Annotated in this window: 20 protein-coding genes; 2 read left to right on the top strand and 18 right to left on the bottom strand. The window is 38.9% G+C overall.

From position 1 onward, the window contains the following. The first annotated feature begins 382 nt into the window (after positions 1-382). Together mutS and fdxA are read left to right on the top strand one after the other, a co-directional pair. Positions 383-3,448 (top strand): DNA mismatch repair protein MutS, encoded by a 3,066-nt coding sequence (gene mutS / locus FQ084_RS10345; protein ID WP_149490542.1) that lies wholly within the window; start codon positions 383-385, stop codon positions 3,446-3,448. Positions 3,449-3,540: 92 nt separating this feature from the next. Continuing rightward, on the top strand, positions 3,541-3,864 hold the full coding sequence (gene fdxA / locus FQ084_RS10340; protein ID WP_133103830.1) for a ferredoxin FdxA: 324 nt from the start codon (positions 3,541-3,543) through the stop codon (positions 3,862-3,864). Positions 3,865-3,984: 120 nt separating this feature from the next. Here the strand turns inward: fdxA and FQ084_RS10335 are convergent, their stop codons facing one another. The 18 genes from FQ084_RS10335 to FQ084_RS10250 form a co-directional block, all read right to left on the bottom strand. After that, positions 3,985-4,878: a glycosyltransferase family 2 protein gene (locus FQ084_RS10335; RefSeq protein WP_149490541.1), complete on the bottom strand. Its 894-nt coding sequence runs from the start codon at positions 4,876-4,878 to the stop codon at positions 3,985-3,987. 7 nt (positions 4,879-4,885) lie between these two features. Continuing rightward, positions 4,886-5,827: a glycosyltransferase family 2 protein gene (locus tag FQ084_RS10330; protein WP_149490540.1), complete on the bottom strand. Its 942-nt coding sequence runs from the start codon at positions 5,825-5,827 to the stop codon at positions 4,886-4,888. Between the two features lie 5 nt (positions 5,828-5,832). Further along, positions 5,833-6,981: a UDP-galactopyranose mutase gene (gene glf / locus FQ084_RS10325; RefSeq protein WP_149490539.1), complete on the bottom strand. Its 1,149-nt coding sequence runs from the start codon at positions 6,979-6,981 to the stop codon at positions 5,833-5,835. A gap of 21 nt (positions 6,982-7,002) precedes the next feature. Next, on the bottom strand, positions 7,003-8,454 hold the full coding sequence (locus FQ084_RS10320; RefSeq protein WP_223144871.1) for a glycosyltransferase: 1,452 nt from the start codon (positions 8,452-8,454) through the stop codon (positions 7,003-7,005). Between the two features lie 20 nt (positions 8,455-8,474). Further along, a complete protein-coding gene (locus tag FQ084_RS10315; RefSeq protein ID WP_188032945.1) occupies positions 8,475-10,193 on the bottom strand; it encodes an ABC transporter ATP-binding protein in 1,719 nt (572 codons plus the stop codon). Between the two features lie 118 nt (positions 10,194-10,311). Next, positions 10,312-11,556, bottom strand: a complete 1,245-nt coding sequence (locus FQ084_RS10310; RefSeq protein ID WP_262880735.1) for a sugar transferase — start codon at positions 11,554-11,556, stop codon at positions 10,312-10,314. A gap of 119 nt (positions 11,557-11,675) precedes the next feature. Further along, positions 11,676-12,122 (bottom strand): prepilin-type N-terminal cleavage/methylation domain-containing protein, encoded by a 447-nt coding sequence (locus tag FQ084_RS10305; RefSeq protein ID WP_149490711.1) that lies wholly within the window; start codon positions 12,120-12,122, stop codon positions 11,676-11,678. Positions 12,123-12,571: 449 nt separating this feature from the next. Then, a complete protein-coding gene (locus FQ084_RS10300) occupies positions 12,572-13,903 on the bottom strand; it encodes an O-antigen ligase family protein (RefSeq protein ID WP_149490536.1) in 1,332 nt (443 codons plus the stop codon). A gap of 102 nt (positions 13,904-14,005) precedes the next feature. Continuing rightward, entirely contained in the window at positions 14,006-14,452 is a 447-nt protein-coding gene (locus FQ084_RS10295) for a prepilin-type N-terminal cleavage/methylation domain-containing protein (RefSeq protein WP_149490535.1), read from the bottom strand. 317 nt (positions 14,453-14,769) lie between these two features. Next, the gene (locus FQ084_RS10290) at positions 14,770-15,231 is read right to left on the bottom strand and encodes a type IV pilin protein (protein WP_149490534.1); all 462 of its coding nucleotides are present in this window, start codon (positions 15,229-15,231) and stop codon (positions 14,770-14,772) included. Next, complete coding sequence (locus tag FQ084_RS10285; RefSeq protein WP_149490533.1) at positions 15,231-15,779, bottom strand: type IV pilin protein; 549 nt, start codon at positions 15,777-15,779, stop codon at positions 15,231-15,233. Before FQ084_RS10285 ends, FQ084_RS10290 begins: the two co-directional genes overlap by 1 nt. A 12-nt stretch (positions 15,780-15,791) precedes the next feature. Further along, on the bottom strand, positions 15,792-19,937 hold the full coding sequence (locus tag FQ084_RS10280) for a pilus assembly protein PilY (protein ID WP_262880734.1): 4,146 nt from the start codon (positions 19,935-19,937) through the stop codon (positions 15,792-15,794). Between the two features lie 42 nt (positions 19,938-19,979). Then, a complete protein-coding gene (locus FQ084_RS10275; RefSeq protein ID WP_149490532.1) occupies positions 19,980-20,837 on the bottom strand; it encodes a PilX N-terminal domain-containing pilus assembly protein in 858 nt (285 codons plus the stop codon). Between the two features lie 22 nt (positions 20,838-20,859). After that, complete coding sequence (locus FQ084_RS10270; RefSeq protein WP_262880732.1) at positions 20,860-21,831, bottom strand: prepilin-type N-terminal cleavage/methylation domain-containing protein; 972 nt, start codon at positions 21,829-21,831, stop codon at positions 20,860-20,862. Between the two features lie 26 nt (positions 21,832-21,857). Further along, on the bottom strand, positions 21,858-22,424 hold the full coding sequence (gene pilV, locus FQ084_RS10265) for a type IV pilus modification protein PilV (protein ID WP_149490530.1): 567 nt from the start codon (positions 22,422-22,424) through the stop codon (positions 21,858-21,860). Continuing rightward, entirely contained in the window at positions 22,424-22,948 is a 525-nt protein-coding gene (locus FQ084_RS10260; protein WP_262880731.1) for a Tfp pilus assembly protein FimT/FimU, read from the bottom strand. The genes pilV and FQ084_RS10260 overlap by 1 nt, the downstream gene beginning before the upstream one ends. Before the next feature lie 359 nt (positions 22,949-23,307). After that, on the bottom strand, positions 23,308-24,138 hold the full coding sequence (locus FQ084_RS10255; RefSeq protein ID WP_262880730.1) for a ComF family protein: 831 nt from the start codon (positions 24,136-24,138) through the stop codon (positions 23,308-23,310). Between the two features lie 27 nt (positions 24,139-24,165). After that, positions 24,166-25,605 (bottom strand): phospholipase A, encoded by a 1,440-nt coding sequence (locus tag FQ084_RS10250; RefSeq protein WP_149490529.1) that lies wholly within the window; start codon positions 25,603-25,605, stop codon positions 24,166-24,168. Between the last annotated feature and the right edge of the window lie 286 nt (positions 25,606-25,891).

Below are 25,891 nucleotides of genomic sequence, written 5' to 3'. Positions count from 1 at the left end.
TCGATAATTAGTGCGCATTAGCTAAGGCTTAGTATGCTGCTGCCTTGTCATTACAGTCATCACCCGACTAAGTACTTCTTAACAAAGCACTGATTCATAAGATACTGCCTAATGACGGGTCGCCTAATGAAGTATCGCCCAATTAAGTGTGACGTCATTATATATGGTTATGAAGCCGATGGATACAAGGGCAATGAGTAGATATTTGCCGACGTAAAAACCTAGTCGAACGTGTTAAAATAGCGCTTATAGACTTAATTTTCCAAGCTTTTTAACTGCTTCATTTAACGGGATAATTTATCATCCTCAGCCGCTATTTATTCTTATAAAAATAACCATTTCGCTCCAAGCAAACCCACTTAAGCATCATAAGAGATCCTGCATGACCGTTAAGCCGTCCGCTCAAAATCCTCATTCAGCTGAACCGTTAGTTATAGGCGATGCCGTTTATCACTTAGCAGACCATACACCGATGATGGTGCAATATCTAACCATGAAAGCCAACTATCCACAAGCGCTACTGCTGTACCGGATGGGTGATTTTTATGAGCTATTTTTTGATGATGCCAAACGTGCGGCGCAGATACTCGATATTACGCTCACTCGCCGTGGTACGGATAAAGCCGGTAACACCATTGCGATGGCAGGTGTGCCTTTTCATGCAGCTGACAGCTATATGGCACGGCTGATTGCTGCTGGGCAGACAGTAGTCGTTTGTGAGCAAATAGACGAATCAACCACCGACGCTAGTAATACGTCCAATGCTTCTATTATGGGCGATAAACAAAAAAAGGATAAAAGCAAATCTGCCGCTGGCAGCATTATGCGCCGTGAAGTGGTTAAAACCTTGACTGCAGGTACCATTACTGATGATGCACTGATTGCGCCCAACCATACGCCGACCGTCGTCGCGATTGATATAGAAATACCTAGAGCTAACAGCAAACAACCTGTGCAAGCCGCTATCAGTCAAATGGATTTGGCCGCTGGAACGTTAACCACGCAAACATTTAGCGCAAATCATGATGACATTGAAGGGCTACAAACCCAAATGCTGACGGTGCTGGCACGCTTCGCCCCTAGTGAATGTATCATTAGCGAAGCACTCGGTGACAGTATTGATGGTATCGGCGAAGAATGGCTGCTATGGCTACGTCAAAATCTTGACTGCCCTATTATAGAAGTTGCGGCCAATGACTTTCATCGTGAGCATGCTAGCGAGACGCTTTGCCAGCAGTTTGACGTGCAACGTCTTGATGGACTAGGTATTAGCGATGCGTCATTGGCTCAATCTAGCTGTGCGGCGCTGATACATTATGCGCGGCAAACCCAGCAACGCCATGTACCACAAGTGAATCAGCTTATCGTTGAATATAATGACGATTATTTAATCATTGATGCCAATAGTCAGCAAAATCTTGAGCTATTTACACCCGTTAGCAGTAACGGTACGTCATTAATATCTGTACTCAATCATTGTCAAACGCCCATGGGACGCCGCTTACTCGTGCAGCAGATGAAACGCCCGCTGCGTCAGCATGCACGTATCAATATGCGCTTAGATGCGATAACCAGTCTATTGCAGACAGATAATCAATCTGGCGAAAACAAACATATTAAGCAAAATTTAGAAAGTAGTTCATTAATCAATAGCTTACGTGAGACTTTGAATGCGATCGGTGATATCGAACGTATTAGTAGCCGTATCGGACTGATGAGTGCCAAACCACGTGATTTGCGTAAACTTGCTGATGGCATTGCCAGTAGCGCTCAACTGAGCAATTTATTGACGGCTGCAGCTATCAGCCATGAGCAGGCAGGATTGCTGCCCATGCTGATGCAGCAATTGCCTGAACAGTTACCTTCGGTACAATCCGTCGCTGAGCTGATTGAGCGCGCTATTGTCGTAGAACCACCTGCGCATATTCGTGATGGTGGTATGTTCGCTGCTGGCTATGATAAAGAGTTTGATCGCCTGACCCATCTACATGACAATATCCAAGTGACCTTGGATAAAATGGTAGAGCGCGCGCGGCAAGAGAACCAATTACCCAGTCTAAAAGTGGGTTTTAATAAGGTCAGTGGTTTTTATTTTGAATTGCCTAAAATGCAAGCAAAGAATGCGCCAACGCATTTTATCCGTCGGCAAACGCTGAAAAGTAGCGAACGCTTTATCACTGACGAGCTTAAAAAGGTTGAAACTGAATATCTAAGCGCGCAGTCATTAGCATTAACTCGTGAAAAGCAGTTATATCAAGAGTTGCTAACCATCTTAGGCAGTCATTTAGCCGAACTTCAACAGCTAAGTGCTGCTATCGCGCAGATAGATGTACTTAGCAATTGGGCGCAACTTGCCATAATTTATAACTGGCAACGTCCAGTGATGAGTAATGACTCAAAAAATGATAGTAGCTTAGAAAGCAGTAGCTCAAAGACTGACAGCATAACGAGTATTGATATTAGACAAGGTCGTCATGTGGTTGTCGAAGCGGCGTTAAATCCAAATAATACTCCCACTCAAAGCAAAACAACCAAACATACTAGCCAATTCGTTGCCAATGATTGCGAACTAGGCAGTCATACCAACCCTGAAAGACTGTTAATTATTACTGGTCCTAATATGGGCGGTAAATCAACCTATATGCGCCAAACAGCTCTGATTGTCCTACTTGCGCATTGTGGCAGCTTTGTCCCCGCATCAAGCGCTCATATCGGTGATATCGACCGTATCTTTACTCGTATTGGCTCAGCGGATGATTTGGCGGGTGGCAAATCAACCTTTATGGTGGAAATGATTGAGACGGCTAATATTCTCAATCAAGCAACCAATAAATCGCTCGTGCTGATGGATGAAGTTGGACGCGGCACGGCAACCACTGACGGATTGGCAATCGCTCATGCTTGCGTCAATCGTCTGGTGGAGATTGGCTGCCTGACATTATTTGCCACCCATTATTTTGAGCTGACAAAATTGGCAGAAAACAATAAAGATAATCACAGCAACATCCGTAATGTCCATGTCGCCGCCAGTGAAGTTGATGGTCAGTTGCTACTACTGCACCAAATCAAGGATGGTGCAGCGAGCTCTAGCTTTGGATTACATGTGGCAAAAATGGCAGGTATACCCGCTCAAGTGCTTAATGATGCTAAGCGTTATTTATTAGATAACTTAAAGATAGATAATCTAAAAGCGGATAACAAAAAAACCATTGATGATAAAAATGAATTAACTAAGTCGTTAAACGATAAACAGCAGCAGAATCATGAGAGTAAACTAGAAAGCGTAAACGTCAGTAATATTACTCAAACTCAATTAACAACCAATAATCCACAACAAAATCATTTGTTTAGCTTACAAGATGAGCTAAACGCGATTAATCCTGACAACCTAACGCCAAAGCAGGCGCATGACTTACTTTATCATCTAAAGGAAATCATTAGTCATTAAAGGGAATTGTCAATTAGTGGTAAAAGCGCTAAAATGTGCCTTATTTTTAATCTATTCTATTTCGCCCAATCCAATAACAGGTAGACAGTACTATGACCTTTGTCGTTACAGAGAACTGCATTCTTTGCAAATACACCGACTGTGTGGAAGTCTGTCCTGTAGACTGCTTTTATGAAGGACCGAACTTCCTCGTCATCGACCCTGATGAGTGCATCGACTGCGCGCTATGCGAGCCTGAATGTCCTGCCAATGCTATCTTCTCAGAAGATGAGGTGCCAAAAGGGCAAGAGATATTTACGCAGCTAAACGAAGAGCTGGCACAAAAATGGCCAAACATCACTGAGATGAAAGGACAACTGCCAGAAGCTGAAAAATGGGATGGTGTAGAAGGTAAGATTCAGTATTTAGAGAAGTAATTAGATATTTGAAATAAATTAATAGAATCCTGATATAAAAAACCATCTAATACCAATATGGTTTTAGGTGGTTTTCTTTTAAGAAAATAATAGTTTGTAAAATAACCGACAATAATTAACTTACTCTTTAGTAAGATACTTTGCACATTTCAGTGCTCGTATAATCTCTTTACTTATTCTCCAGCTTCGTAGCTTTATACAATAGACTGCTATTGATCCTATCATTAATAAATAAGGTTTGTTTCTAACAAAAACATTTTTGCCAAATTTGAAATGAATGTGAAAAAGATTGCGAAACATATAAAATGCTTTCCATGAATCTATAGCGCCCTGCTGATCGAAGGGAAGCTGCCTAATCAGCTTAGCATCTCTAACGGCTTTAATAGAGTAGCCTGCTTTTCTCGCTCGTAGAGCATAGTCCACATCATCGTAAAATATAAAATACTTAGGTTCAGGATAACCTATGATATCGATGACCTCACGTTTAATCATAAAGCCTTCAAAGGCTACGTTATCCACTTCTATAGTAGCTGGCATATCACTTCTATTTTTATACTTATCACATACTGCCTGTCTTTTAGGATTCAAATAAAAAGGGTTAGATAGATTATACTCTATAGCTGCTCTTTCAACTAACTGCCCATCTTTATATTCTCGCACTGCAACCATGCAAGGATGAGCTACCTTCATTAGCTGCTCTATACAGCGAGAATCAGCAAATACATCATCATCCATGATAAAGATCCACTCATAACCTAACTGATGAGCATACCTTATACCTGTATAGAACCCACCTGCTCCTCCTGTATTCACCTCATTATGAATCACTGTAAGCGGTAAATTTCCTTTGTAACTATCCAAAAAACTTGCAGTTACTCCATCGGTCGAAGCATTATTAACGACAATCAAACTATCAATAGCATATGTTTGTTTTTCCAGCTTTTGCAAACATTGCGTTAAAAGTTTCAAACGATTATAGGTCACAACTACTATTGCTAGATTCTTTTGGGTCATGCTTTCTCTACTCAAAGGTTTTACCTATAAACTGACGATGTTTAGAAAAATCATTAAACCAACCTGCGGACAAGCCGTACAGAGAGAATTTTAGTTTTTTCAGCGAAGGTTGAGTGAAACTATAAAACCATATAGTTTTTATGCTAAATAATAATGCATATAAGTTTCCATGATATTTTTTTAGATTAACGGTATTGTTTCGACATAAACAATAAAGCTTAATTTTTGAATTTGTATCATTAAACTGCATTTTCCCAAAAAACATAGGAGTACCAAGACTAGGTGCCGTAGGGTGATAAAACTCGATATCGGTAATCGTCGCTATTCTTGCACCAGATTTTCTAGCACGCTTGGTATATTCAATATCATCGCCCCAAATAAAGAACTTGGCCAACGGATAACCTATATGGGAGACTAACGAAGAGCGCAGTAATACTCCGTTGAAGGGAATAAGTACGTTTGACAACACCTTATTATTTGAACTAAAAATATCCAACTGGGTTTTATTACGAACGATTCTTTTGGAAGTAGGTAAAGTGATAGGAAACGATAAAGTAGTTTTATCCTGATCACTCAATACAAGTGGGCCATAAAAATCATACCTATCTTGATACTCTAAAAGTGTCTCAAGACAAGTTTGTGGTGGATAACCATCGTCATCCATTAGCCATATCCAATCTACATCAGACTCATGTGCTATTTTGGTGCCCTCGTAAAACCCACCTGCACCACCTGTATTATTAACAAGCTTATGATAAAACAGATTAGATTTGTCTAAATATCCTAAATGCTGTAAAAGCTCATTTGTACCATCATTGCTAGCATTATCTATAACTACTATTGAGTGTAAAGGTAAAGTCTGTTTATAAAGATAACTAAGAGTTCTCAATAGTAGCTCTTTTCTGTTAAAAGTAACGACTACCGCGCATATTTTGTTATTTGACTTCATTGGACTTAAATAACTGTTTGATAAAAAGCTTTTGGCTTTTTACTATTTTCAAAACTATGTAACAAAGCATCAGCTGTTTCTAGCGCTTCTTTAATAGTGACATCCATATCTAAATAGCGATAAGTTCCCAATCGTCCAACAAAAGTGACTCCATTACACCGCTGAGCCATATCAATATACTGACCTAAAAGCTTCTTGTCATTCATCAAACGTATTGGATAATACGGGATATCATTTTTATCACAGGCTCGGCTGTATTCCTTATAACAAATACTTTTACTATGATCTTCCCAAGGAGCAAAATGCTTATGCTCTGTAATTCGGGTATAAGGAACTTGTTCGTCACAGTAATTGATAACGGCATTTCCCTGTATATCGCCTTCACCATAAAAGGGTACAAAATCTAAGGTTCTATAACCCAATCTGCCTAATCGGTGATTAAAGTAAGCATCTAAAGGTCCAGACCAAACCATATACTCAAAGTCACTTCGCATTTCTTCAAAATACTCAGTCTCTAGTTTTAGCTCAATATTGTGATGATTTAATATATTCTCAACTATACTAGTATAGCCATTTCTGGGCATACCTTGATATTTATGATTAAAATAATTATCATCGTAATTAAATCTTAGGGGTAGTCTTTTAAGAATACTAGCAGGTAGATTACTTGGCTCTGTACCCCATTGCTTAATGGTATAGTATTTAAAAAAAGCCTCATATAGGGGTTTGCCAACGAAGCGGAGAGCCTGTTCTTCAAATGTTTGAGGCTCATCGATACTTTTGTCTGATTGAGCTTCTATAAATGCCTTAGCATCATTTGGACTCAAGGTTTCGGAAAAAAACTGATTGATAGTATGTAAGTTAATAGGCAGGGAGTAGACTCTATTGCCTGTGACAGCTTTGACTCGGTTTACATACGGCATCATCTCACCGAAACGGTTGATATACTCCCAGACAGTTTCGTTATCTGTATGAAAGATATGTGGACCGTATTTATGTACCATGATATCAGTCTTTTCATCTCTATAAGTATGACAATTACCCGCCACATGATCACGACTGTCAATGACTGTCACTTTGTGCCCAACTTCCGCTAGACTACGTGCAATTACCGCCCCAGAGAAACCTGCGCCTACTATTAATATCTTTTTCATAAACTATTTCCTATAAAATTATTAATTACTAATACTGTATACATCTTTAATAATTTTATTCATATGGTCGCTCATCGAAAAGACATTTAAGTCCTTTTTCCAAAAGTCTTTGAGTTCTACTTCCTTATTCAAAAAATTGGAAATTTTATTAATAAAATCTTTTTTATCATCATGTCTAAAGATAAAATGAGGGTTTTCTGCTATTTCTGAAGCGCCACCTAAGTTTGAGGTTAGTACAGGTATTCCATTACACACATACTCAATAGCTACTTGAGGTAAATTATCTTCCCATTGAACAGGCACTATACCAAGATCAATCTCTTCAAGAATTAAAGGTAGACTTTCATGAGTGTATCCATCATATACTTTAAAACTATTAAAACCATCACTTAGAGATTTCAATTTTTCCGCCGTTTCTTTATCTCTACAATGAGCAGCTATTATTATATTAATATTTTTCTTAGCTTTTAAGTCCATTTTATCAATACTATTGATAAAAAAATCAAAACCCTTATCTTTCCTCATATAACCAAGATAACCAATAGTTAGGCATTTTTCAAAACCCTTTTTTAACTCAGCGCTTTTATATACATCATAAAAACTAGTACCAATATAAACCACATTTAACTTATTTTCTTTCACACCATGTCTCTTCATTATATCTTTCGTTCTTTCAGAAACACAGATTATTTTATCAAAAATATCATTACACATTTGTATATTTTTCTCTCTAAAATCCCTGAAAGCAGCAGAATTATTCTCAATATTAACTGTAGGTATTCTATTTTTCTTCTTGTAAATCTTATGATTTAAATATCTATACTTGTGCAATGTTTTCTTTGTTAAAAGATAAACATTCTTATGCAGAGCTGATTTACCTAACATTTTATCAGAGAGAGTAGTTTGAATTTTCTTTATTATTAAGTTACTTTGGAAACTATTATAGTTGTTATTACAATTTAAGCATCTACTACCTTCCTCAAAATCTTGGCAGTTTTCCTTATCATTAAACCATAGGTTCACCTGCATACATAATAAATTATAGTTATGAACACTGTAGATAAAATTAGATAAAATAAAAGATTCTCTTAGTTCTTTAATAAAACCATAAGTTAATCCCTCTATATTATTAAAATGGAATACATCTATATCTGAAAACCTTTGGAATATTTCATGAGCAATTTTATCTAAGCTATTACTGTTGGTAAAAACTTCTGGTTCGTAGAAAGAACTACTGGCGGGCGCTAGAAATGGTGAATTATAGACAATACAACGAGTTAAGTTACCTTCTTTCTTAATATCTAGTCGTGGTTTACTATTCTTTATATCATAACTATTACCTGAGCTTAAAAATATTACTTCATGATTGCTTTGAAGCAAGCTTTTAACTAGGTTCGCTAAATATACCGTTACACCTCCGCCTCTTCTTTCAATGTCATCAAACTGAACATAGTTATATAGTAGTATTTTCAAGTTTTCTGTCTCCATTCTTCCTAATTAACTTTAAATTCTTTGAATTTCGTATTATTAGCACTCAAGTCTTTATAACTCCCACTATCAATAATCTCACCATTTTCCATAAAGCAAATAATGTCGCAATCCTTTACTGTACTTAAACGATGAGCGATCATGATTAGTGTTTTCTTACCTTTTAAATTATTGATCGCTCTCATAAACGCTTTTTCTGTCACATTATCTAGAGCCGCTGTCGCTTCATCCATAACCAGTATTTGAGGGTTATGGTATAACGCTCGAGCTATGCCTATTCTTTGTCGCTGGCCACCCGATAACTTGACTCCTCGCTCTCCGATCACTGTCTCTACACCATTAGGTAGTGAACAAACCAGATCATCAAGTTGAGCAACTTCTAACACTGTCATAACTTGGGCATAATCGATATAATCTTCTTTTACACCAAACGCAATATTAGCTTTGATCGTATCATCAATAAGATAAATATCTTGCGGTATGTATCCTACATTTCTCTGCCACTCTGGCAATACATCATCAATATCTCTACCATTAATCAAGGTGTTGCCAGTATCTTGTGATAACAGGCCTAACATAATATCAATTAACGTACTTTTACCCGATCCAGAATGACCCACAAAGCCGATACTTTGATTTCGCTCAATCGTCAATGAAATGTTTTTAAGGACGGGTGTATTAGCAACATAGTTAAAATTAATATTTTTTAAAGTAAGACTTTCAAAGACAAATTCGTTTGTTCGAAAATTTTCGTTAATTTGAACAGTGTTATTCATATTAGTAGCAGATACGATATCTCTCATAACATCTTTTAATACACCTTGCATGTATTTAATAGAATTAAGAGCGTTTAAAATGCGATTCATCGATGGAAGTAACCTAATACCTGCTAGACCAAATACAGATAACATAAGTATCAACTCACCTGAAGGCTGTCCTTGATACAGTAGTATCATGGCAAGACTCATCATAACTGTGACAATCGAAGTTTCTAAAAAAAATCGAGGTAAGCTCTGTGTTAAGTCAAGGTATTGATTTGCAATAGACATCTGTTGTACAGCGCTATTAAAACTATTGACAAAAAAGGCTTCTTTTCCTAGCATCTTTGTTGTCTTAAAGCTACCTAGGCTTTGAAGAACCGCTTTATTCGAAGCAGATCTATTCCTAGCAACGATTTCCCCTGATTCTTGAAGCTTTGCTCTTGAGTAGTAAAATATACCCGTTACACATACACCGATTAATACAAAGACATACAGGGTAGCTATAGGGTTTATGGCAATCAAAAAGGCTAATAATAACAAAACAACTAATACTTCAGTGACCAGCAATAGTATTGGAAATAAAAACCCTTGGATCAGATCTAGTGTCTGTTGATTTACATTTCTTATAATATCACTCGTATTACGATTAATATGCTGTAAATAGCTTTCGTTTAAATAGTAATGCAGTAGGTCAGATGACATACGTGTGTAAAGATTATAATTAAACCCGACTTGATAACGTAAGCTAAAAATAAAAAATATATTCTTCAGCCAGTAAAAAACAATAATAAGAAAGGTAGACAATATAAGGAAATGCGTAATTCCATTGACAAGACCACTATCTTTAAGAGTGCTATATATCTCACTCATAAAAGGCAGCGTTAGAATTTTTTCAGTATCTAATAGAATAGCAAGATAAGGTAAAATTATCCCTATACCTAAAACCTCGAGACAGCTACTCATGAATATGAGCAGCATCATAAGTAAGATTGATAATTTATCTTTCTTATTTAAAGTTTGAGAAAATTTGAGATACAGGCTATACAATCTAATTACCTTTGTAGTTTAAAATCATTTCTCGTTACCTCGCCCCAAACCCTGTCACCATCGTCTGAATAGTTTTAATCACTATCAATAAATCTAACGTCAACGAGAAGTTTTTGATATAAAAAAAGTCATGCTCAAGCTTAACCTTAGTTTCATCCTCGTCACTGGCATAGCCATGCATGACCTGAGCCCAGCCAGAGATGCCAGGTTTGACGATATGACGATAGCGATAGAACGGAATGGTCTCATTGAAGCTCTCAACGAAGTCTAACTGCTCAGGACGAGGACCAATTAGGCTCATCTCACCCTTTAGCACATTGATGAACTGCGGCAATTCATCAAGGCGAGTCTTCCTGATAAAGCAACCAAACTTCGTCACCCTCATGTCGTTGTAGCTCGCCATCTGTGAGCCACTTGCCTCGGCACTGGGAATCATACTGCGAAACTTATACATGATAAACAGTTTACCACCTTGCCCTATACGGCGCTGTTTAAATAATACCGCACTACCACTATGACGCCCTTCCCACTTTATAGCTAAAGCGATTAATAGTGCTATAGGTGTAACAAAAGGCGCACTCATAATGATGATGGCAGTATCTGCTATACGTTTTACCAGTAGATAGCTCTGAGATGGGAGTAGTGAGCCTAGATTGTTTTCATACAAGTGCTTAATAGGTAAGCGACCAGTCAATGACTCAGAGACTTGTAGGATGCTATAAACTGGCGTACCTTGCAAAGCAGCCTCGGCTAGCAGCTGCTCCCACTCTCCTGATAAGCCTTTATCGGCAAAGTCAGCGACTACCGCATGGAAGGGTAGACGATCGTGGCTGGCTGGTTTAAAACACTTGGTCAGCTCGATCCACCGTACGTTATTTATGTTCAGTAAACTCTCATAACGACCTATAGGCACATATCCTATGGTTACTTGCATCACTGAGCGTAAAAAAACTTGCGACACAAAGCAATAAAGCAGGCCTAACGCGGCACTCAAAGATAAATAATATACAGAGTATGGTAGACGAAAAACAAGTAGCATCAATCCGACGATCAATCCGCTCGCCAGTAGCGTCGGTAGCACTGTCACCATGGATTTCTGCCCAGGGAACTGAGTCAGCTTATCCAAACCTATTAAGCTTAATATTAGGGCGACACTACTCGCGATAACACTATTTATCTGGGTGAGCAATATACTATCAGTGAAAATATATTCCCAAAATAGCGCTGCTGCTGGTAACAAACAGACAAGCAGCCAGCCTACTATGATCCGTATGCTCAAGTATTGCCATAAATGCTGTTGTGTATTACTGATATGAGCCCCTAATATTAATAAACTTTCTGATAACTATAGAGAGTAATTTAATGTTTCTAAGACTATGTGCTCGAGTGAGAGAGACCTTACTTGCAAGCATATGGTAGGTAGATCTCAGCAATATCAGGAGATGTCATGCATTGCCATATTCCATCAGCAGTAACGCTTAAAGTCATAAACTCATCTTGAAGATAATTGAGATTCTGAATATGACAAGTTATCGCACTAGGTGCGGAACCATTATCACTCGGTGGCATCACGCTGAATTGACAGTATTTGCTTTGTGCTGACAAATTTAATCCCGTAGCGCTAAAGCTTGCTGCTGTTGCACCTTCATTGATTAGCATCTGATAAGGCATACGGAAATTACTTAGCTCTTGATAAATAGTACTGAGTTGCGTCTGTCTTATCTGCATATAATAGCCTGTCGTCGCTATAGTCGCCAATATGCCAACAATAGCCACTACAACCATCAGTTCTATTAAGGTATAGCCAGATTGTAGCATATAGGCATTATCATAATTTTGAGACATAAGAATAACCAACTTTACAGTTTATAATATAATAGTGCACGCATCATGCCACCATTTATTATAATAAAGACAGAAAGCTCTGCACTTCTTTATACTACAGTCATTCAGTTTTACAAAGGTAACAACAAACATTTCTGAATACGCGAATTAGATCATGTTCTAACTATTCCTATCTCGATTTTTTTGCCTATGTCACCTATTTTTTAATAGGATTCAGATCAAATATTTAAGATTGAGAACTAACGCCGTTTTTTTACTGTTTGGATGCTAGTCGTACTTATCAATGCAAGGTATGACTATCGGTGCATAGCTGAAGCCTTTGAGCACGCCTTTTTCAAAGCCACTCTCACCTATGTAAATATAGTCTTTCATTGGTTTTCTATAGTTTAGATAAATCGTACTTTTACTTATATACTGGATAAAAAAACACATCCAATATTTATAATATATCAAAAAATTTTATATCCATTTTCCAAAAAGCGTGGTCGTGTCATTAACTCATTATCTATCAGCGCCGTAGTAGTGATAAAAATATAAATAAAGAACCCAGCCAATAGTAAATAGCTAGCAATAGATAAAAAACGGTGCGACGCCAAGCCAAATGCAGGTACTCGACTAAAATATTTAGCATGCAAAAAATCTGGGGATTTTAGTAAAAAGACGAATAGCCATAGTAATGCTATCTGAGTGATTGGATATATATGAATACCTGAAAGCGACAGCTCTATACTGATGGCTAATAACGCTGCAATGACAAAGTAATTCTGCTTCAAATTCCAACTTATATTCTTAGCAATTACAAATATAATAACTAATAAAAATCCAAAACCTATTAATCCTATCTCGCTTAAAGCTTGTAAAAATATATTATGAGGGTGTGCGGCTAAGGTTCGGTCACTATCTAATTGATAAAATCCGCAACCCAAAATCGGACTTTGCGACCAACACTTTAAAGCATCCATCCAGATGTCATAGCGCTGGCTAGTCGTCGCTCTAACTATCTGTACTGCTGCGGTACTGCCAGCATGTAAAGCAGCAAGGTAAGAGATTGCTAAATAAGTGAACCATGACATTGCATAGGCAGCAAGCAGCTGCCAGCGAGCGCTGCGATTAAAAAGGCAAATCATGGTTATAAAAGCACTATAAGCCAGTGTTGCTGAACGCCCTCCATCTATCAATATCGATAGGAAAGCTAAGGATAAAAAGCCTAAATAAACGTTTTTATATGAGTTTTCGGTCAAATACAACCATACCGCAAAAATTGAAATAATTAATAGATAGCTATTATAAATGCGAATATTTAAGCGCAGTGGATACCATTCGGTAGAGTACGTACCTGTCGCTATATAATCCCACAAAGCGACTGGCAGTAATAAAAAAAACAGAAAACTAGCGAATACGATAATTTTAGTAATTACAGGACGATACTCTAACCAATAAAAACTTTTATATAATAGGTAAATCAATAGTAAATCCGCTATCAAAAACAGGGCGTTAGACCAAAAAAAGCTACCCAATATAACAAATGCAAAAAACAGCCATTCTACCTTTGTGACTAGATAGTGATTACAACAGTAACTATATATGCATAAGCCTAATAATAGGACAACCTCAGCAATTCTAGATTCATTATAAACACCGTATTCACTACCTGCGGTTATGCCTAGTATAAATAATAGAAAATACAACCCTATAAATGACTCTTTAGTAGCCAAAGCTTTGATAGCATTAGCTACTATATGTAACTTAGGTCGGTTATCTAAAGACAGTTTTTTATACATAGCGAAAAAAGCCAAAGTTAAATATATAAAAAAAGCCAAACATTACGTTTGGCTTTTTCGTCAATACATCTCACATATTAATTAGTCTATAAATACTGACTATTAGGTGAATGATTTAGGTAATAAGTCTACAGCAAGATCAGTAGAAGCATTTTTAACTAGCGTACCATTATTATGTAAGTCAGCACCAATTTTCTTACCTGCTACTTGACTTGAAACACCTGTAGCTTTAAATGTATATACCAATGTACAACCACTAGCCGCTGTTGCCGCAGCATTAGCATCTAATACAGGAGTACCACTGATGACTAGATTACCATATTTACCCGCTACTGTATCATCTGTACCTGATGCTTTAGTACATAAGTTACCTTGCAAATTCGTATTGACGTCAGCTTTAGCACCACCCATCAAAGTGAATGCTTCTGATACTTGTGACTTAGCAATATAATTCTGATAAGCAGGAATAGCGATTGCAGCTAGAATACCAATAATAGCAACAACGATCATTAGTTCGATCAGGGTAAAACCTTTTTGATTAGTGTTCATATGAACTCCTTTTAGGGTATATAAAGATAACTGGCTATTATTAATACAGCCGCGCTTTATCTTTAGGGATATAATGTATTCTTTTCTTACTCCAAATACTGCACTTACTATGCCAAAATTTCGGATGGTATTGATTTATTACTAATATCGTATTAAACATCCTCATTTGCTGCTAAAAACTTATTATTTTTAATTTTTTTGACATTAAATGTTACGCTTAGACTACTGAAAATTGTCAGTCTACCTATTATAGGTAATATAAGGTAAAGACGACTGACGTTTTTTGTTAGAATACTAATCTTTCTATCCATCTAACATTATTTATTCCACTCATCTTCATTACCACATTTTTTATTCGTACCTTTGATTCGGCATTTAATACCTTGGTAATTGAAAGTAAGATTACCATCGCTTAACATTTGACTACCAATTTTTGGCGTGGCAGTAATTGTCCATTTAGAAACTAGTGGATCGGTTATGGTTACATCATATAGCTGAGCCCCCTGCTTTGGGTACGCGTTAGCAAAATCCGTTTTGACAGATGCACTAATAGCACTATAACTACCCTGGGCCAACTTACGGCTTTCAATCTCTGAAGCAATATTTTGCATCTCAGTCATCATATCCGTACGTTTGGTCTTGATAACGTACTGTTGATAGCTTGGGTAAGCAATCGCTGCTAATACACCAATAATGGCGACGACAATCATCATTTCGATTAGTGTAAAACCTTGTTGCTGCTTGAATGTCGCTTTAGATATTTTGGTCGTAGCAGACATTACCAGTCCTCCTTTCCAGTGCCACAATCAGTCGACGCAGTAGTAATAGCCCTATCCTTACTTTTGCAGCGAATTCCTTTGCTACTGTTCATTAAAACATTAGCATTTAAGTTTTTAAATGAGGTGTTTGGCTCTGCCAACATACGCCATGAGCTGCCCGCAGTAGAATAGCCCGTGCCTGCAGGGGCCAAGGTATTGCCTGTACTAGCGTCTACTAAGGTAATCAGATAATGGTAATTGGTGCTATCGCTACCCTTAGGGACGTAGATGGTTTTATTATCAGTCTCATCATATGCATAACTGATATCGCCATTATTTGCTACCTTTTTGGGTGTAAATCCTTTATAAGTCAAAGCACTAGCGCGCCAACGATTGAGCTCTATATCCAGCTCCTGCATCCTTGCTTGTGCTTGAGACTCAGCATTACGTACCACAAACTGCCGATAAGACGGAATCGCAATCGCCGATAAGATAGCCACTATTATAATGACTATCATCAGCTCTATGAGCGTAAAGCCTACTTGTTGTTTTAACGCCTTCATATTCATGCGACTATCCTATTAGTCTACTTCATACCAAGTTTTAGGCTGTAACGTATAACGTTCATTAAATATCATATCAGGTGCTGTGCCATTACCAATGACACTGTCAGTCGCTGTTAGACCACCTTGATCCAAACCTTTAGGGTTCGTCAGAGCATTGAAAAGCCCCTTATCACCATCAGATCCAAAGTTCACACGATCATTAGCACGCTCGGTCAATGTACGCGTGCCAATAAGTAAACGCTGATTGGACAGACTTGAGCTACGTGGTCCGAGCGTTAGCTCTTGAATACCTTTACCTGCCTGCACATATCCACCCGTACCATTCTTCGAAGCTTCATCAGTACAGATACCATAAGGCAAGCAATAGAGCTGTCTTTCTGAACCGCCCGTTACTTTAGCAGAGCAAGAATCTGTAGCACCATAGCTCATATCTGGGTTATAAACGGTTGTATATATAAAGCTGTCCACGACTTCAGACTTACCAACACCTTTGGTATATCTGACATTGCCGTAGCCATCAAAGCGTGTAAGAGGATAGTACCAGCCTCTTTTTGTGCCAGCTTTCAGAGTATTAATAGCGATAGTTTTTTGTTCTAAGTTATACTCTGTATCATTAGGGCTTCCAATATCTGATGGAAATTTAGATAAATTACTGTCTGCTAAATCTTTGATTGTTTGACCGCCCGTTGTAGTAGCAAAGTTACTAGCATAAAAAACGTTATCTGCCTTAGTAACATCGCTGTCTATAATGCCATAGAGACGATCAGCCTTGGTATTATCACGTATTTTTGATAAAGGTGAGCTGCGATCACCTGAGATGGCATTAACCAATGCAAATAAACTGTTGCTACTGTCATTACGATAGAAACTGACAGTAGGGCGTTCATAGAAGCGATAGTTATACTTTGTGTTACTACCTGTATAGGCACTTTGGAGTATACGCGTGACTCTAGTATTGCTAAAAGAAGTTTCAGCTGATGCAGTTCCTGATGTGACTGGTTTTATAAAACCCGCATTGGTAAAATCAGCACGGAATATCTGACCACCCAAGTCTGCAAAATATATATGATCCAGGAAACCATCATTATCGCGGTCTAAGGTAGTAATACCAGCGACAACGCTGTTAGTCATAGCAGGAACAGTATTTGATGCACCTGCGGAATTAGAAACGTTAGAAGCTGACCATATTAACGCACCGGTTTTAGCATTGATGATATATACCGCATTACCTTTGGTAGACGATATATTTGAGCAGCCAACTAACGCTAACGCCGCATCGGTAACACCGACTTGGAAAGTCTCATTTTCGTAACACATATCATAACCACCACCAAACACTAATACATCGGTACCTGTATCAGTAGTACTGGTTTTTATTTTGGCTTTGGTAGGTTTTTCCCAAATTTGACCCATACGACTAAAGCCTGTTGTTTCTGGCGTAATCGTAAACATCATACTCGGATTGTTACTATCATTAAGGTTTACGCCATAAAAAGCCTCACCGCCCATGCGTAAACCACCATAAGCAAATACGCCCTTACCACCTGCTTTATTAACGTTTACTTTATTGTTTGACAAATCATACTTATAATCCGCAGTGACCAACCAAGGGGCGTCGATACCAAAGTTCGGTGATCCCAATCCAGTTTTAGTTGCGGCTTTAATAAGCGCATCAGACTTACTAGCATCTCTTAGCATCTCTCTGGGTATTATGACAAACTTTTCTTTGCCACCATCACCAGTGCCTTGATCGCCTGCATCTACCAAATGCAAACCACCTTCAGATGAGCCAAATAACACATAGTCATCGCGTGCATCAGTGACTCTGCCAGTAGTAGCATCGAGAGTAGCTGAATATGAAACGGCCGCTGGTGTAGAATGGATCGTTGCCCCTAGCACTTTGACAGGTTTGGTTGCGTTCGCGGTTGTTAGCATCATGTCTTTGACGGAAGTAGCCGGAAGCACATCGAACCCTAAAAAGTTCAAAAGCTTGCGTAGCGTCGCTTCATTATAGGTTGTGGTATCCTTGAAGCTCGTGGCGCTCAACAGGTTATTATTGACAGTCACCCGACCATCAGTATTTACCGCAAACTTCTTCAATACTGATTTATTGTCGCTATTATTGGCACTATTCCAGTCTTCGACATACAAAGTTCTAAGGGACGCCGCCCCTGTCTTAGGCGTATTTAGTAACGAATAAAATCCGCCCGACTCTACCTTGTCATTGGCACCAGGATAGTTTTTATCTGACCACATATCTTGGGTTGCGGGATCCAAATCACCTGCGATACTTTTAAATAGCTTAGAGCTGCCTTTTCCATATAAGGTACCTTCATTTAAGGTATACTTTTTTAAATTACCTTCCCAAATAACTGCGTTTTCCGCTACTTTGGGTTGTAACGTAGGATAATAGGCAACAGCAAGCTGGCTATCAGCACGATACGGGTCATCAGGTATGATAATCGTACCTGATGGTACCGATGGTAAGGTTTGATTTAAATCACTGACGAAAGTGATAATACTATTAACAATATCTTCTGTTGACTGTGCTGAGTAGAAGCCACCTTCCCCAAATCCACCAACTCCTAACAAAGAAGGATGAGATTTTTCACCCCAATTACAAGCATTCCTTGCGTCAATATTTGTAATTTTTTTACAGTTGTAAAAATCGCGATCTGCGGTCACTCCAGTTTTTGGATTGGTATAAGGCAATCTACGAATAACTCTGTCTTCTATATTTGGTTTGCTTGCATCTGCTGCTCTATCTACATCAAAAACTGAGCCAAAACCAACGACTGCAGTGAATATTTCTCTATCTGTACCTAGCGGATTGATAGTTGGATCACGTAAGGCTTTGGCAAAGGCACCAACTTCGGGCATACCGTTACCACTTTGACTACCACTTGGTAGTGTAACCGCTGGTATACTGAAATTAGTAGAACCTAAAGCTGACTTCATTAACGGTAAAGGAACAGGAGAGCTGTTTGGTTCACCATCGGTTAAGAAGTAAATACCCCGTCCATCACAGCTAGAGGGTGACGACAGCGGGCTTATATAGTTTGAACCAGACTTTGCACTTGAAATAGAGTTTTCAAAACCACTAAAGCCCCAATCTTCTGCACTTTGGGTTTTATCTTTAGATAGACAAGTACCATTATAATACTTACAAGAACTGCTCGTATAACCGGATGTTGAAATTCGATAGGAATTACCCAGTCCAGTACATCTTTCAGCAGTCCATGAGATACATTGTGAATAATAATCCCCATAGTAGTCTCTACCAGCATATCTATACTCTTCTCTTGGATAGGTAATAGATGATGTAGATGTGTTTTTGCCTAGCATGTAAGCGCCGACCTCTGCATAAGCATTTGCTGTCGGTGTTCCATTCTCTCCTTTTAATGCTGCTACTGCTGTTTTGATAGCGTCACGCTGGATCTGATCAACCAGTTTTGCCGGTACGACTATCTTTCCACTGGTACCATCAGCACCTATATATGTATTATTATTTTTATTGCTTTGCGTTGAGTACTGACCAATTCCAATGGCTACTTTTGTAGCATCTAATTGGGTGTTATTCATTAGAGAAAAAAGTGCATCTTTCAGACGGGTTAAACGGTCGTAATATTCAACATTTTCAATTTTATAATAATACGTATCATTAGAGTTCCTACCGCCACCCTCTTCAGTATAGCCAGAGATTGATGGTGCTGATATTACAGTACTACAAGAACTAGTACTATCACTACCTAAACTGCTATTGTCACCACAACGGTACCAAGTAGTACTTCTCCCACTAGAAGTTTTTTTATAGAAATATTTTTTATTAGTAACCTCACAGTATATTCTGGGATAGACCGGCGAGGTAGTAGAATTTACGGTCTTAATTGCACTAGAATAGACTCCAGTAGGTAGGTCACATGCATCAGCTCCAACATTAGATACGAGTGCGGACATACTACCCGAAGTATCTAACATCATGGTTATCGTGGTTTTACCACCTTCCGCAGCTTTGTAAATCTCTAAATCGCCGATTTTTTTACCTGCCACATCTGCCTGTGAGATTGGCATTGTCATCATGGATGCCACGACAACGACCAAATATCTTACTGGTATTGCAATCATGTTAGTTGTTGTCGGTACGTTGTCAAATCGTTTCATGACATCTATCCTTATATTATTTCAAAGCAATGAATAGGCAAATTAAGGTGTAGAAAGCACACACTTAGAGTTCATGGATCCTCTACCAAATGGATAACACTTGGTGGAAGACGAAACGTTTTCGACATCCGCTTGCTCATATAGCATTTTGCTGGGTGTGCTAGCCGCTAATAGGCACTCATTTAATGATTTTTTGCCAGTTGCTACATTATTACGAATACTGGTTTGCTCAAAACACTTATCACCCCCTACCTTAGGCTCACTATAAGCTGGTAGTGAAGACGTTGGGCGAATATCAAATTGGAACTTTTTACTGGTTCTATCCTCAACCTCTTTACCAATAACAACATGTTCAAACGGTGTTGCATTAACGCTAGGAGGCGTAAGCGCAATACTCACTTGTGTCATCACAGCCTGTCTAGCACTCGTATAATCGGATGCATTTGCATAATTACAGACGCCGTTATTGAGACCATCTACGTACCCACCAGCAGGTACTCTAACTGTGGCACTATTGGTTAAATACCTTTGGGTACGCGGATTGAAACAATAAATAAATTCATTGACTTTATTATCTTCAAATAATAAAAAATGACCAAGTGCGCCTGTCACACTTGTTACATCTTTGTATCCTTCAGACGCTGGGCTACCATTTACCATCGTTTCTAGCTTCTGATTGGCACTGTCTGCGGATTGTAGTAAGACCGTGTTAATCTGATCACTTGTCGCAATTTTGAGATCTGTCGTACTCTGTCTAACTGCGATAGCGCCTGCCAACATAATAAGTACTAAAAACAATAAGACTACTATAAGCGTCGCGCCTTGCTCGGTGCTGCGAAATGCCAAACCCATATTGATATGTTTCTGTGTCGAACTTGATAAATCACGATATCGAATCACTTTTAGTCTCCTTACCAATATGTTATAGGCTAGTATTTATATTTACGACACGAGCGTTACGCAATAATGTTGTGGTCTCATAAGTGCTACGGACTTTCTTTTTGCTACTAGCATCTGTCTTTAACTTATTATCTGCGGGCAACTGACCTAACAAAGCAAATTCCGACTGTTCAGCACTACCTATAATAGGGGTACTGCCATGAACAATTAAGCCGATCTTGACAGAAGTGACTGCTGGCTTACCAGTCGTTATCGCCGAATAGGCGCTGCTGGGTAGATAAATGATTTGCCCTGCATTAGCCCCAGTCGTGTACTGAGCACCTAATAAAACTTTAAACTGATCAACATTGACAATAAACTCTTGCCCAGCTTGACCAAAGTTTCTTGGATCACTTGATGGTGTCACAGTAGCTATACCACCAACTGTATTAACGCGTCCTGCATCACAGGCCAAGACTAAGTCTTTGATAGTACCAGTGCTAGTAACACCTGTTGCCTGACGTAGAAAATAACGCTCAATCACGATATCATTGACAGCAGCGACTGCACCCTCACAATCTGTCATTGGAGCGCCTGTTATGTTGATATATTGAATCGTCAACTGATCGCTATTGGTATTGGTATTTGATATACCTGTCCACCCATTCGCACCAACGGCGCTATCTCCTGCACGTCTTGTCAAATATCCCGTATTAGGATAAGGAGTCGGTGCAGCTGGAACGCCAATATTAAGCCCCGTTAAGACAATGCCCCCATTAGGTGTAGTACCATCAATTCTAGTGGTTGGATTGCCAAGGTTTGCTAGGCGAATACTTTTTTCTAGTTGTTGTAATCCAAACACACTGGCATCTTGTAACTCACTACCACTGGCCTGAATACTGCTTGTTTTTACATTGATCAGATATACTTGAATAACGGCTGCAGATACGATTAAACCAAGTACCAAAGAAATCATCAGCTCTATTAACGTAAAGCCTGCTTGATGATCATTCATATATTTGCCTTGATAGTTATATGACATCAGTAAGCCTCCATAATAAAGCACTCTGCGCCGTTTTTATAACTACCATTTACATTGGCACAAGCTTTAGGTGCAGTATCACTTAATTCAACTGTGGTATCTCCCCAGCTTGCTACAAAGCACTGGAGTTCTTGATTACCAGAAGTGCCAGGACAGCCGCCTGGTACCATACCAATATTAATATCATTAGCGCTTGCATATGATTTTAGTAATAGTCCATCACGTGTCGCCAGTTGATTGATAGTGCAACTGGCTGCTGCTGTAGGTTCAGTATTGGCACTCGTCAAACAACTATTTTTAGTTATGGTTTTGCTATCAACATTAACACTATCTGAAGTGCCGTTTATCGCTGCCTTAAAAGCAGCAATGCCGCTAGGGTTAGTACGCATCGTCTCTGCCCCTCCGCGCATAATAGCTAAAGAGCGAGTACGCATTAAACTTTCGTCTGTCGCTTTAATCGCTGACATTTGCATGGCGCTAAACCCTAAAACAGCCACAGCTAGTAACAGCAATGCAACCATCACTTCTATTAAACCTACGCCTGCCTGCGTGTCTTTAATCTTCATTAACAACTCCCAGCATTTATAGTGTTCACATTAGCAATATTGTTAAGATTTACTTGTTTAGGTGTCTCACTATTAGAGCCACTATCACAGATGGTATATACTACTGTGGCATTGTTAGCTATTTTCTTATTGGGTTGAAAAATAATATTACTTACCGTAGATGGGGTAATAGTTTGAGTAATAATACTTTGCTTACCAATATTATAGACAGATATATTAGTATCAGAAACAGGCGGAGTATTAATAGCTTTCAGAGTAATTGTTTTAGGTGTCGTAGTAGCGTCATATATCAATTCTACATTTTGGCGACGAATAATGCTTTCTACTTTAGCTTCTTTTAAGGCATTAGCAATAGTAGCCGTTGTTGATTTTACGCGCTGATTGGCCAGTTGAGTACTAATACTAGGCGCTGCAATACTAACAATAATAGCAAGCACGGCGATCGTTACCATCAGCTCAATCAGGGTAAACCCTGAGCTAGTCATTCGTAATTTCTGTGCTACCTTATTTGTAGATGCGTTCACATCAAATCCCTATTTATAGCTGTTACTGTCTTTAATGAATACTAGGTTCAGAATATAATAATTACTCTTAATAGCCTTTCTAAAACCCATTCTTAGTCTATTTCTTAACCATACTCATTGATATACGTGCAATTTTTGTTCCAATAGATACAATCGTCATACAGTAACACTACTTATGTTCAATATATTTATCGATTCAAACCTTATAAAGCGTCATTAATCATATAACACTTTCTTTAAGCAATAAAAAAACAAAATATGTAGGTAAAATTTGTCAATAATATAACGTTAAGGCAACACATTAGCAACATAATAGTTATTATAAATCGATAGAAGCATTGTTTTGATAGAAACAGAGTTTACGATTGACTGCCATGCGCTAATGCATAGGCTAATAGATGATATTGATTAGAATTATGAGGTTTAGTGTCTGATAAGCCATTAGATTGACCGATTAACACACGACCCAATGCTTGAAGGCTAGCACCTGTGGTCGCAACATCGTCAAACAATATTAAGCGCTTAACATGAGGATTTTCGATTACAGCAAAGGCATTGTTTAAATTACTTAAACGTTCGGCACGTGTTAACCCTTGTTGACTGATAGTATTATCGATACGTTCGACGCCTTGCCAAAGTGGAATGTGCCAATGTTTAGACAATTGGGCAGCTAAAATACTGACCGGGTCAAAGCCTCGTTTGACAACGCGTTGCTCCGTTGTCGGCATAGCAACAATCACACTATTATCATGATGACAGCCGTGCGGCCGGGGCAATTGACGCAATACATGTAACAATAACGGCAACTTGGTCATATCTTCGTCATGCTTAAAAGCACGAATGGCTTGACGTATCGGATAATCGTAATAAGTCGCGGCTTGAATAGAGAGCACAGTGCCCACAGCGATATCTACTTCGAAGGGTTTGGGTAGCCACGCGATACTATTATGACAATGTGAGCAAAGCAATCCGCTATTAAGACGCTTAGTTAAGAACCAATGCTTATTTGGTAAATTTGGTGGGGAATTCGGCGTGGTGTCAGCAGTCAATAGACTACTGATATTTAATGGAGAGTGGATTTGTAAGCGTTGTGATGGTGGCGCACTGCGATAAATACGGCATAACTGGCAGCGCATATCTCCATACTCTGCCAGCCATAATCCAATTTGATAAGGCGCTAAATGGCGCATCGGACAATGCCTATAGACGCGCTTATATTAGAAACCTTTCCAATCGTTAAGCATAATACCAAAACCAATAGAGGTATTTTCATGATTATAATCAATAATGGACTCCCCATAACCTTGGAAGAGCTGTACATAGGCATTGACGTTTTTGCTTAATGGATACACATAATCGATTTGTGCCGCGCCTTTATTGGTGCTTGGATTATAACGTAAGGTACCGCTTAAACTCTGTTGATCAGGTAAGTCATATAAGAATTTGATATCGCCGTAACCCATGTAATCTTCAATATCTGGATTATCCTCACTGCTAGAGCTCTCGTTATTGATTCGAGCCCATAGACGCGGTATGACTGATAGCTTGCCCCACTCTGCCCCTGCCATGAGATACGCACGGTTCCACGAGCGTGATAATGGATCATCTTGCCCGTTAGAGTGGTGAATTGCCCCCGCTCCCAACATGCGTAGACGGCCACCAAAAGGCAGGTCAGCGGCAACTGGCTGAGTCAAAAATATCTCAGGCTGATAGTCAGTGGCGCGAAATGGTCGTGAGTTGTCTTCGTTATAAACTTGCCAGTGCGACTCTTGGGTATAACCAAACCATAAATCTGCACTGGTATCAAACAAGTCTTCCATTACTTTGGTCTTTAAAGACAGCTGAAACTTGAGCTCAGTATTGCGCGTGTCGTTAGACGTTAAAGGCACTGCAGGTTGAGACGGTGTATTTGGGCCTAAATTGGGATCAAAGGTATAAAATATCGGTAGTATATAGGTCGGTCGGTACGGCCTGGCGGTCCACTTCCCACGCTCACTGTTTTTATCCAAATCATAAGATAAACTTAGCGGGGTGAATTTATCAATGTCCGTTTGTGTGACCCCGACGCTTTCTAATACCTCAGCTTCCCTTTGCGTCAGTCCAACCGTGTCTAGACCTTCTATATCCGCTGACTGACTATCTGCCGTAGCATTGGCATCCGCTGTGATGGTGCTATTTTCTTCTACCAACACGACTTGCGGATTGCCTGAAAGTGTACTTTGAAAGGTTTTTGCCAAATCGACTGGTTGTTTGGTCGTGGTATAACTTGGCTTTTTGCCTTCTTCCGCCACTTTATCGAAACAGGCTAAACGGGCAGCACTGGTCTGTACTTGGGTACATTCATAAAAAAATCTCGCTTGTTGGGCGACGAATTCCTTACTAATGACCTTGTCGCTTTGCGCGGCTGCATTCGAATTTACAACGCGCTTATTCACAGTTTTTGAGGATTTATCCGCTCCAGTCTCAAGTGCGATATCCTCTACAGGCAAATCCTCATAAATTTCACCGCCATTTGCAGCATGTCCTTGCAGCGTAAAACAAGTGAGCGCCATACCAATAGCGATCGTTAAATAGTGCTTTGCCATCTGAGGGTTGGTGTTTTTATGCGCTTTAATAATCGGCAAAGAGGTGCGCTGCGGAGTAATATGGGAAAACATAAGTGTCCTTTATCCAACTGACATCATTGCCAGCAGAGTATATGAGATAAGTAATATAACCATTAGCGTTAGCGCTAAAATAGAATAAGAACTAAAAGAAAATCAATAAATTGGGACATAAAAGGCAGCCACTACGCATAGTAATGCTCCTTCGACAATGTTGCTTTATTGTAATGAAAATATGTGCACTATACTAGCGTTATCGTTGTCTAATGCCAATGTAAACAACTCTAAACCAAAGATTTAGCGCCTATATTAAAGAAGCTATTTATTGACTTCCTCCCCT

Origin of the sequence: Psychrobacter sp. ANT_WB68 (genome assembly GCF_008369115.1) — a bacterium.
Taxonomy (GTDB): Bacteria; Pseudomonadota; Gammaproteobacteria; order Pseudomonadales; family Moraxellaceae; genus Psychrobacter.
Note: the sequence above shows the minus strand (reverse complement) of the source record. Positions and strands in the feature narration are given on the sequence as shown.

What these genes read in the sequence shown, in the direction of transcription:
- mutS (WP_149490542.1), top strand. Translation starts at nt 383, where the DNA reads ATGACCGTTAAGCCGTCCGCTCAAAATCCTCATTCAGCTGAACCGTTA.
- fdxA (WP_133103830.1), top strand. Translation starts at nt 3,541, where the DNA reads ATGACCTTTGTCGTTACAGAGAACTGCATTCTTTGCAAATACACCGAC.
- FQ084_RS10335 (WP_149490541.1), bottom strand. Translation starts at nt 4,878, where the DNA reads ATGACCCAAAAGAATCTAGCAATAGTAGTTGTGACCTATAATCGTTTG.
- FQ084_RS10330 (WP_149490540.1), bottom strand. Translation starts at nt 5,827, where the DNA reads ATGAAGTCAAATAACAAAATATGCGCGGTAGTCGTTACTTTTAACAGA.
- glf (WP_149490539.1), bottom strand. Translation starts at nt 6,981, where the DNA reads ATGAAAAAGATATTAATAGTAGGCGCAGGTTTCTCTGGGGCGGTAATT.
- FQ084_RS10315 (WP_188032945.1), bottom strand. Translation starts at nt 10,193, where the DNA reads ATGAGTAGCTGTCTCGAGGTTTTAGGTATAGGGATAATTTTACCTTAT.
- FQ084_RS10305 (WP_149490711.1), bottom strand. Translation starts at nt 12,122, where the DNA reads ATGTCTCAAAATTATGATAATGCCTATATGCTACAATCTGGCTATACC.
- FQ084_RS10300 (WP_149490536.1), bottom strand. Translation starts at nt 13,903, where the DNA reads ATGTATAAAAAACTGTCTTTAGATAACCGACCTAAGTTACATATAGTA.
- FQ084_RS10295 (WP_149490535.1), bottom strand. Translation starts at nt 14,452, where the DNA reads ATGAACACTAATCAAAAAGGTTTTACCCTGATCGAACTAATGATCGTT.
- FQ084_RS10290 (WP_149490534.1), bottom strand. Translation starts at nt 15,231, where the DNA reads ATGTCTGCTACGACCAAAATATCTAAAGCGACATTCAAGCAGCAACAA.
- FQ084_RS10285 (WP_149490533.1), bottom strand. Translation starts at nt 15,779, where the DNA reads ATGAATATGAAGGCGTTAAAACAACAAGTAGGCTTTACGCTCATAGAG.
- FQ084_RS10280 (WP_262880734.1), bottom strand. Translation starts at nt 19,937, where the DNA reads ATGAAACGATTTGACAACGTACCGACAACAACTAACATGATTGCAATA.
- FQ084_RS10270 (WP_262880732.1), bottom strand. Translation starts at nt 21,831, where the DNA reads ATGAATGATCATCAAGCAGGCTTTACGTTAATAGAGCTGATGATTTCT.
- pilV (WP_149490530.1), bottom strand. Translation starts at nt 22,424, where the DNA reads ATGAAGATTAAAGACACGCAGGCAGGCGTAGGTTTAATAGAAGTGATG.
- FQ084_RS10255 (WP_262880730.1), bottom strand. Translation starts at nt 24,138, where the DNA reads ATGCGCCATTTAGCGCCTTATCAAATTGGATTATGGCTGGCAGAGTAT.
- FQ084_RS10250 (WP_149490529.1), bottom strand. Translation starts at nt 25,605, where the DNA reads ATGTTTTCCCATATTACTCCGCAGCGCACCTCTTTGCCGATTATTAAA.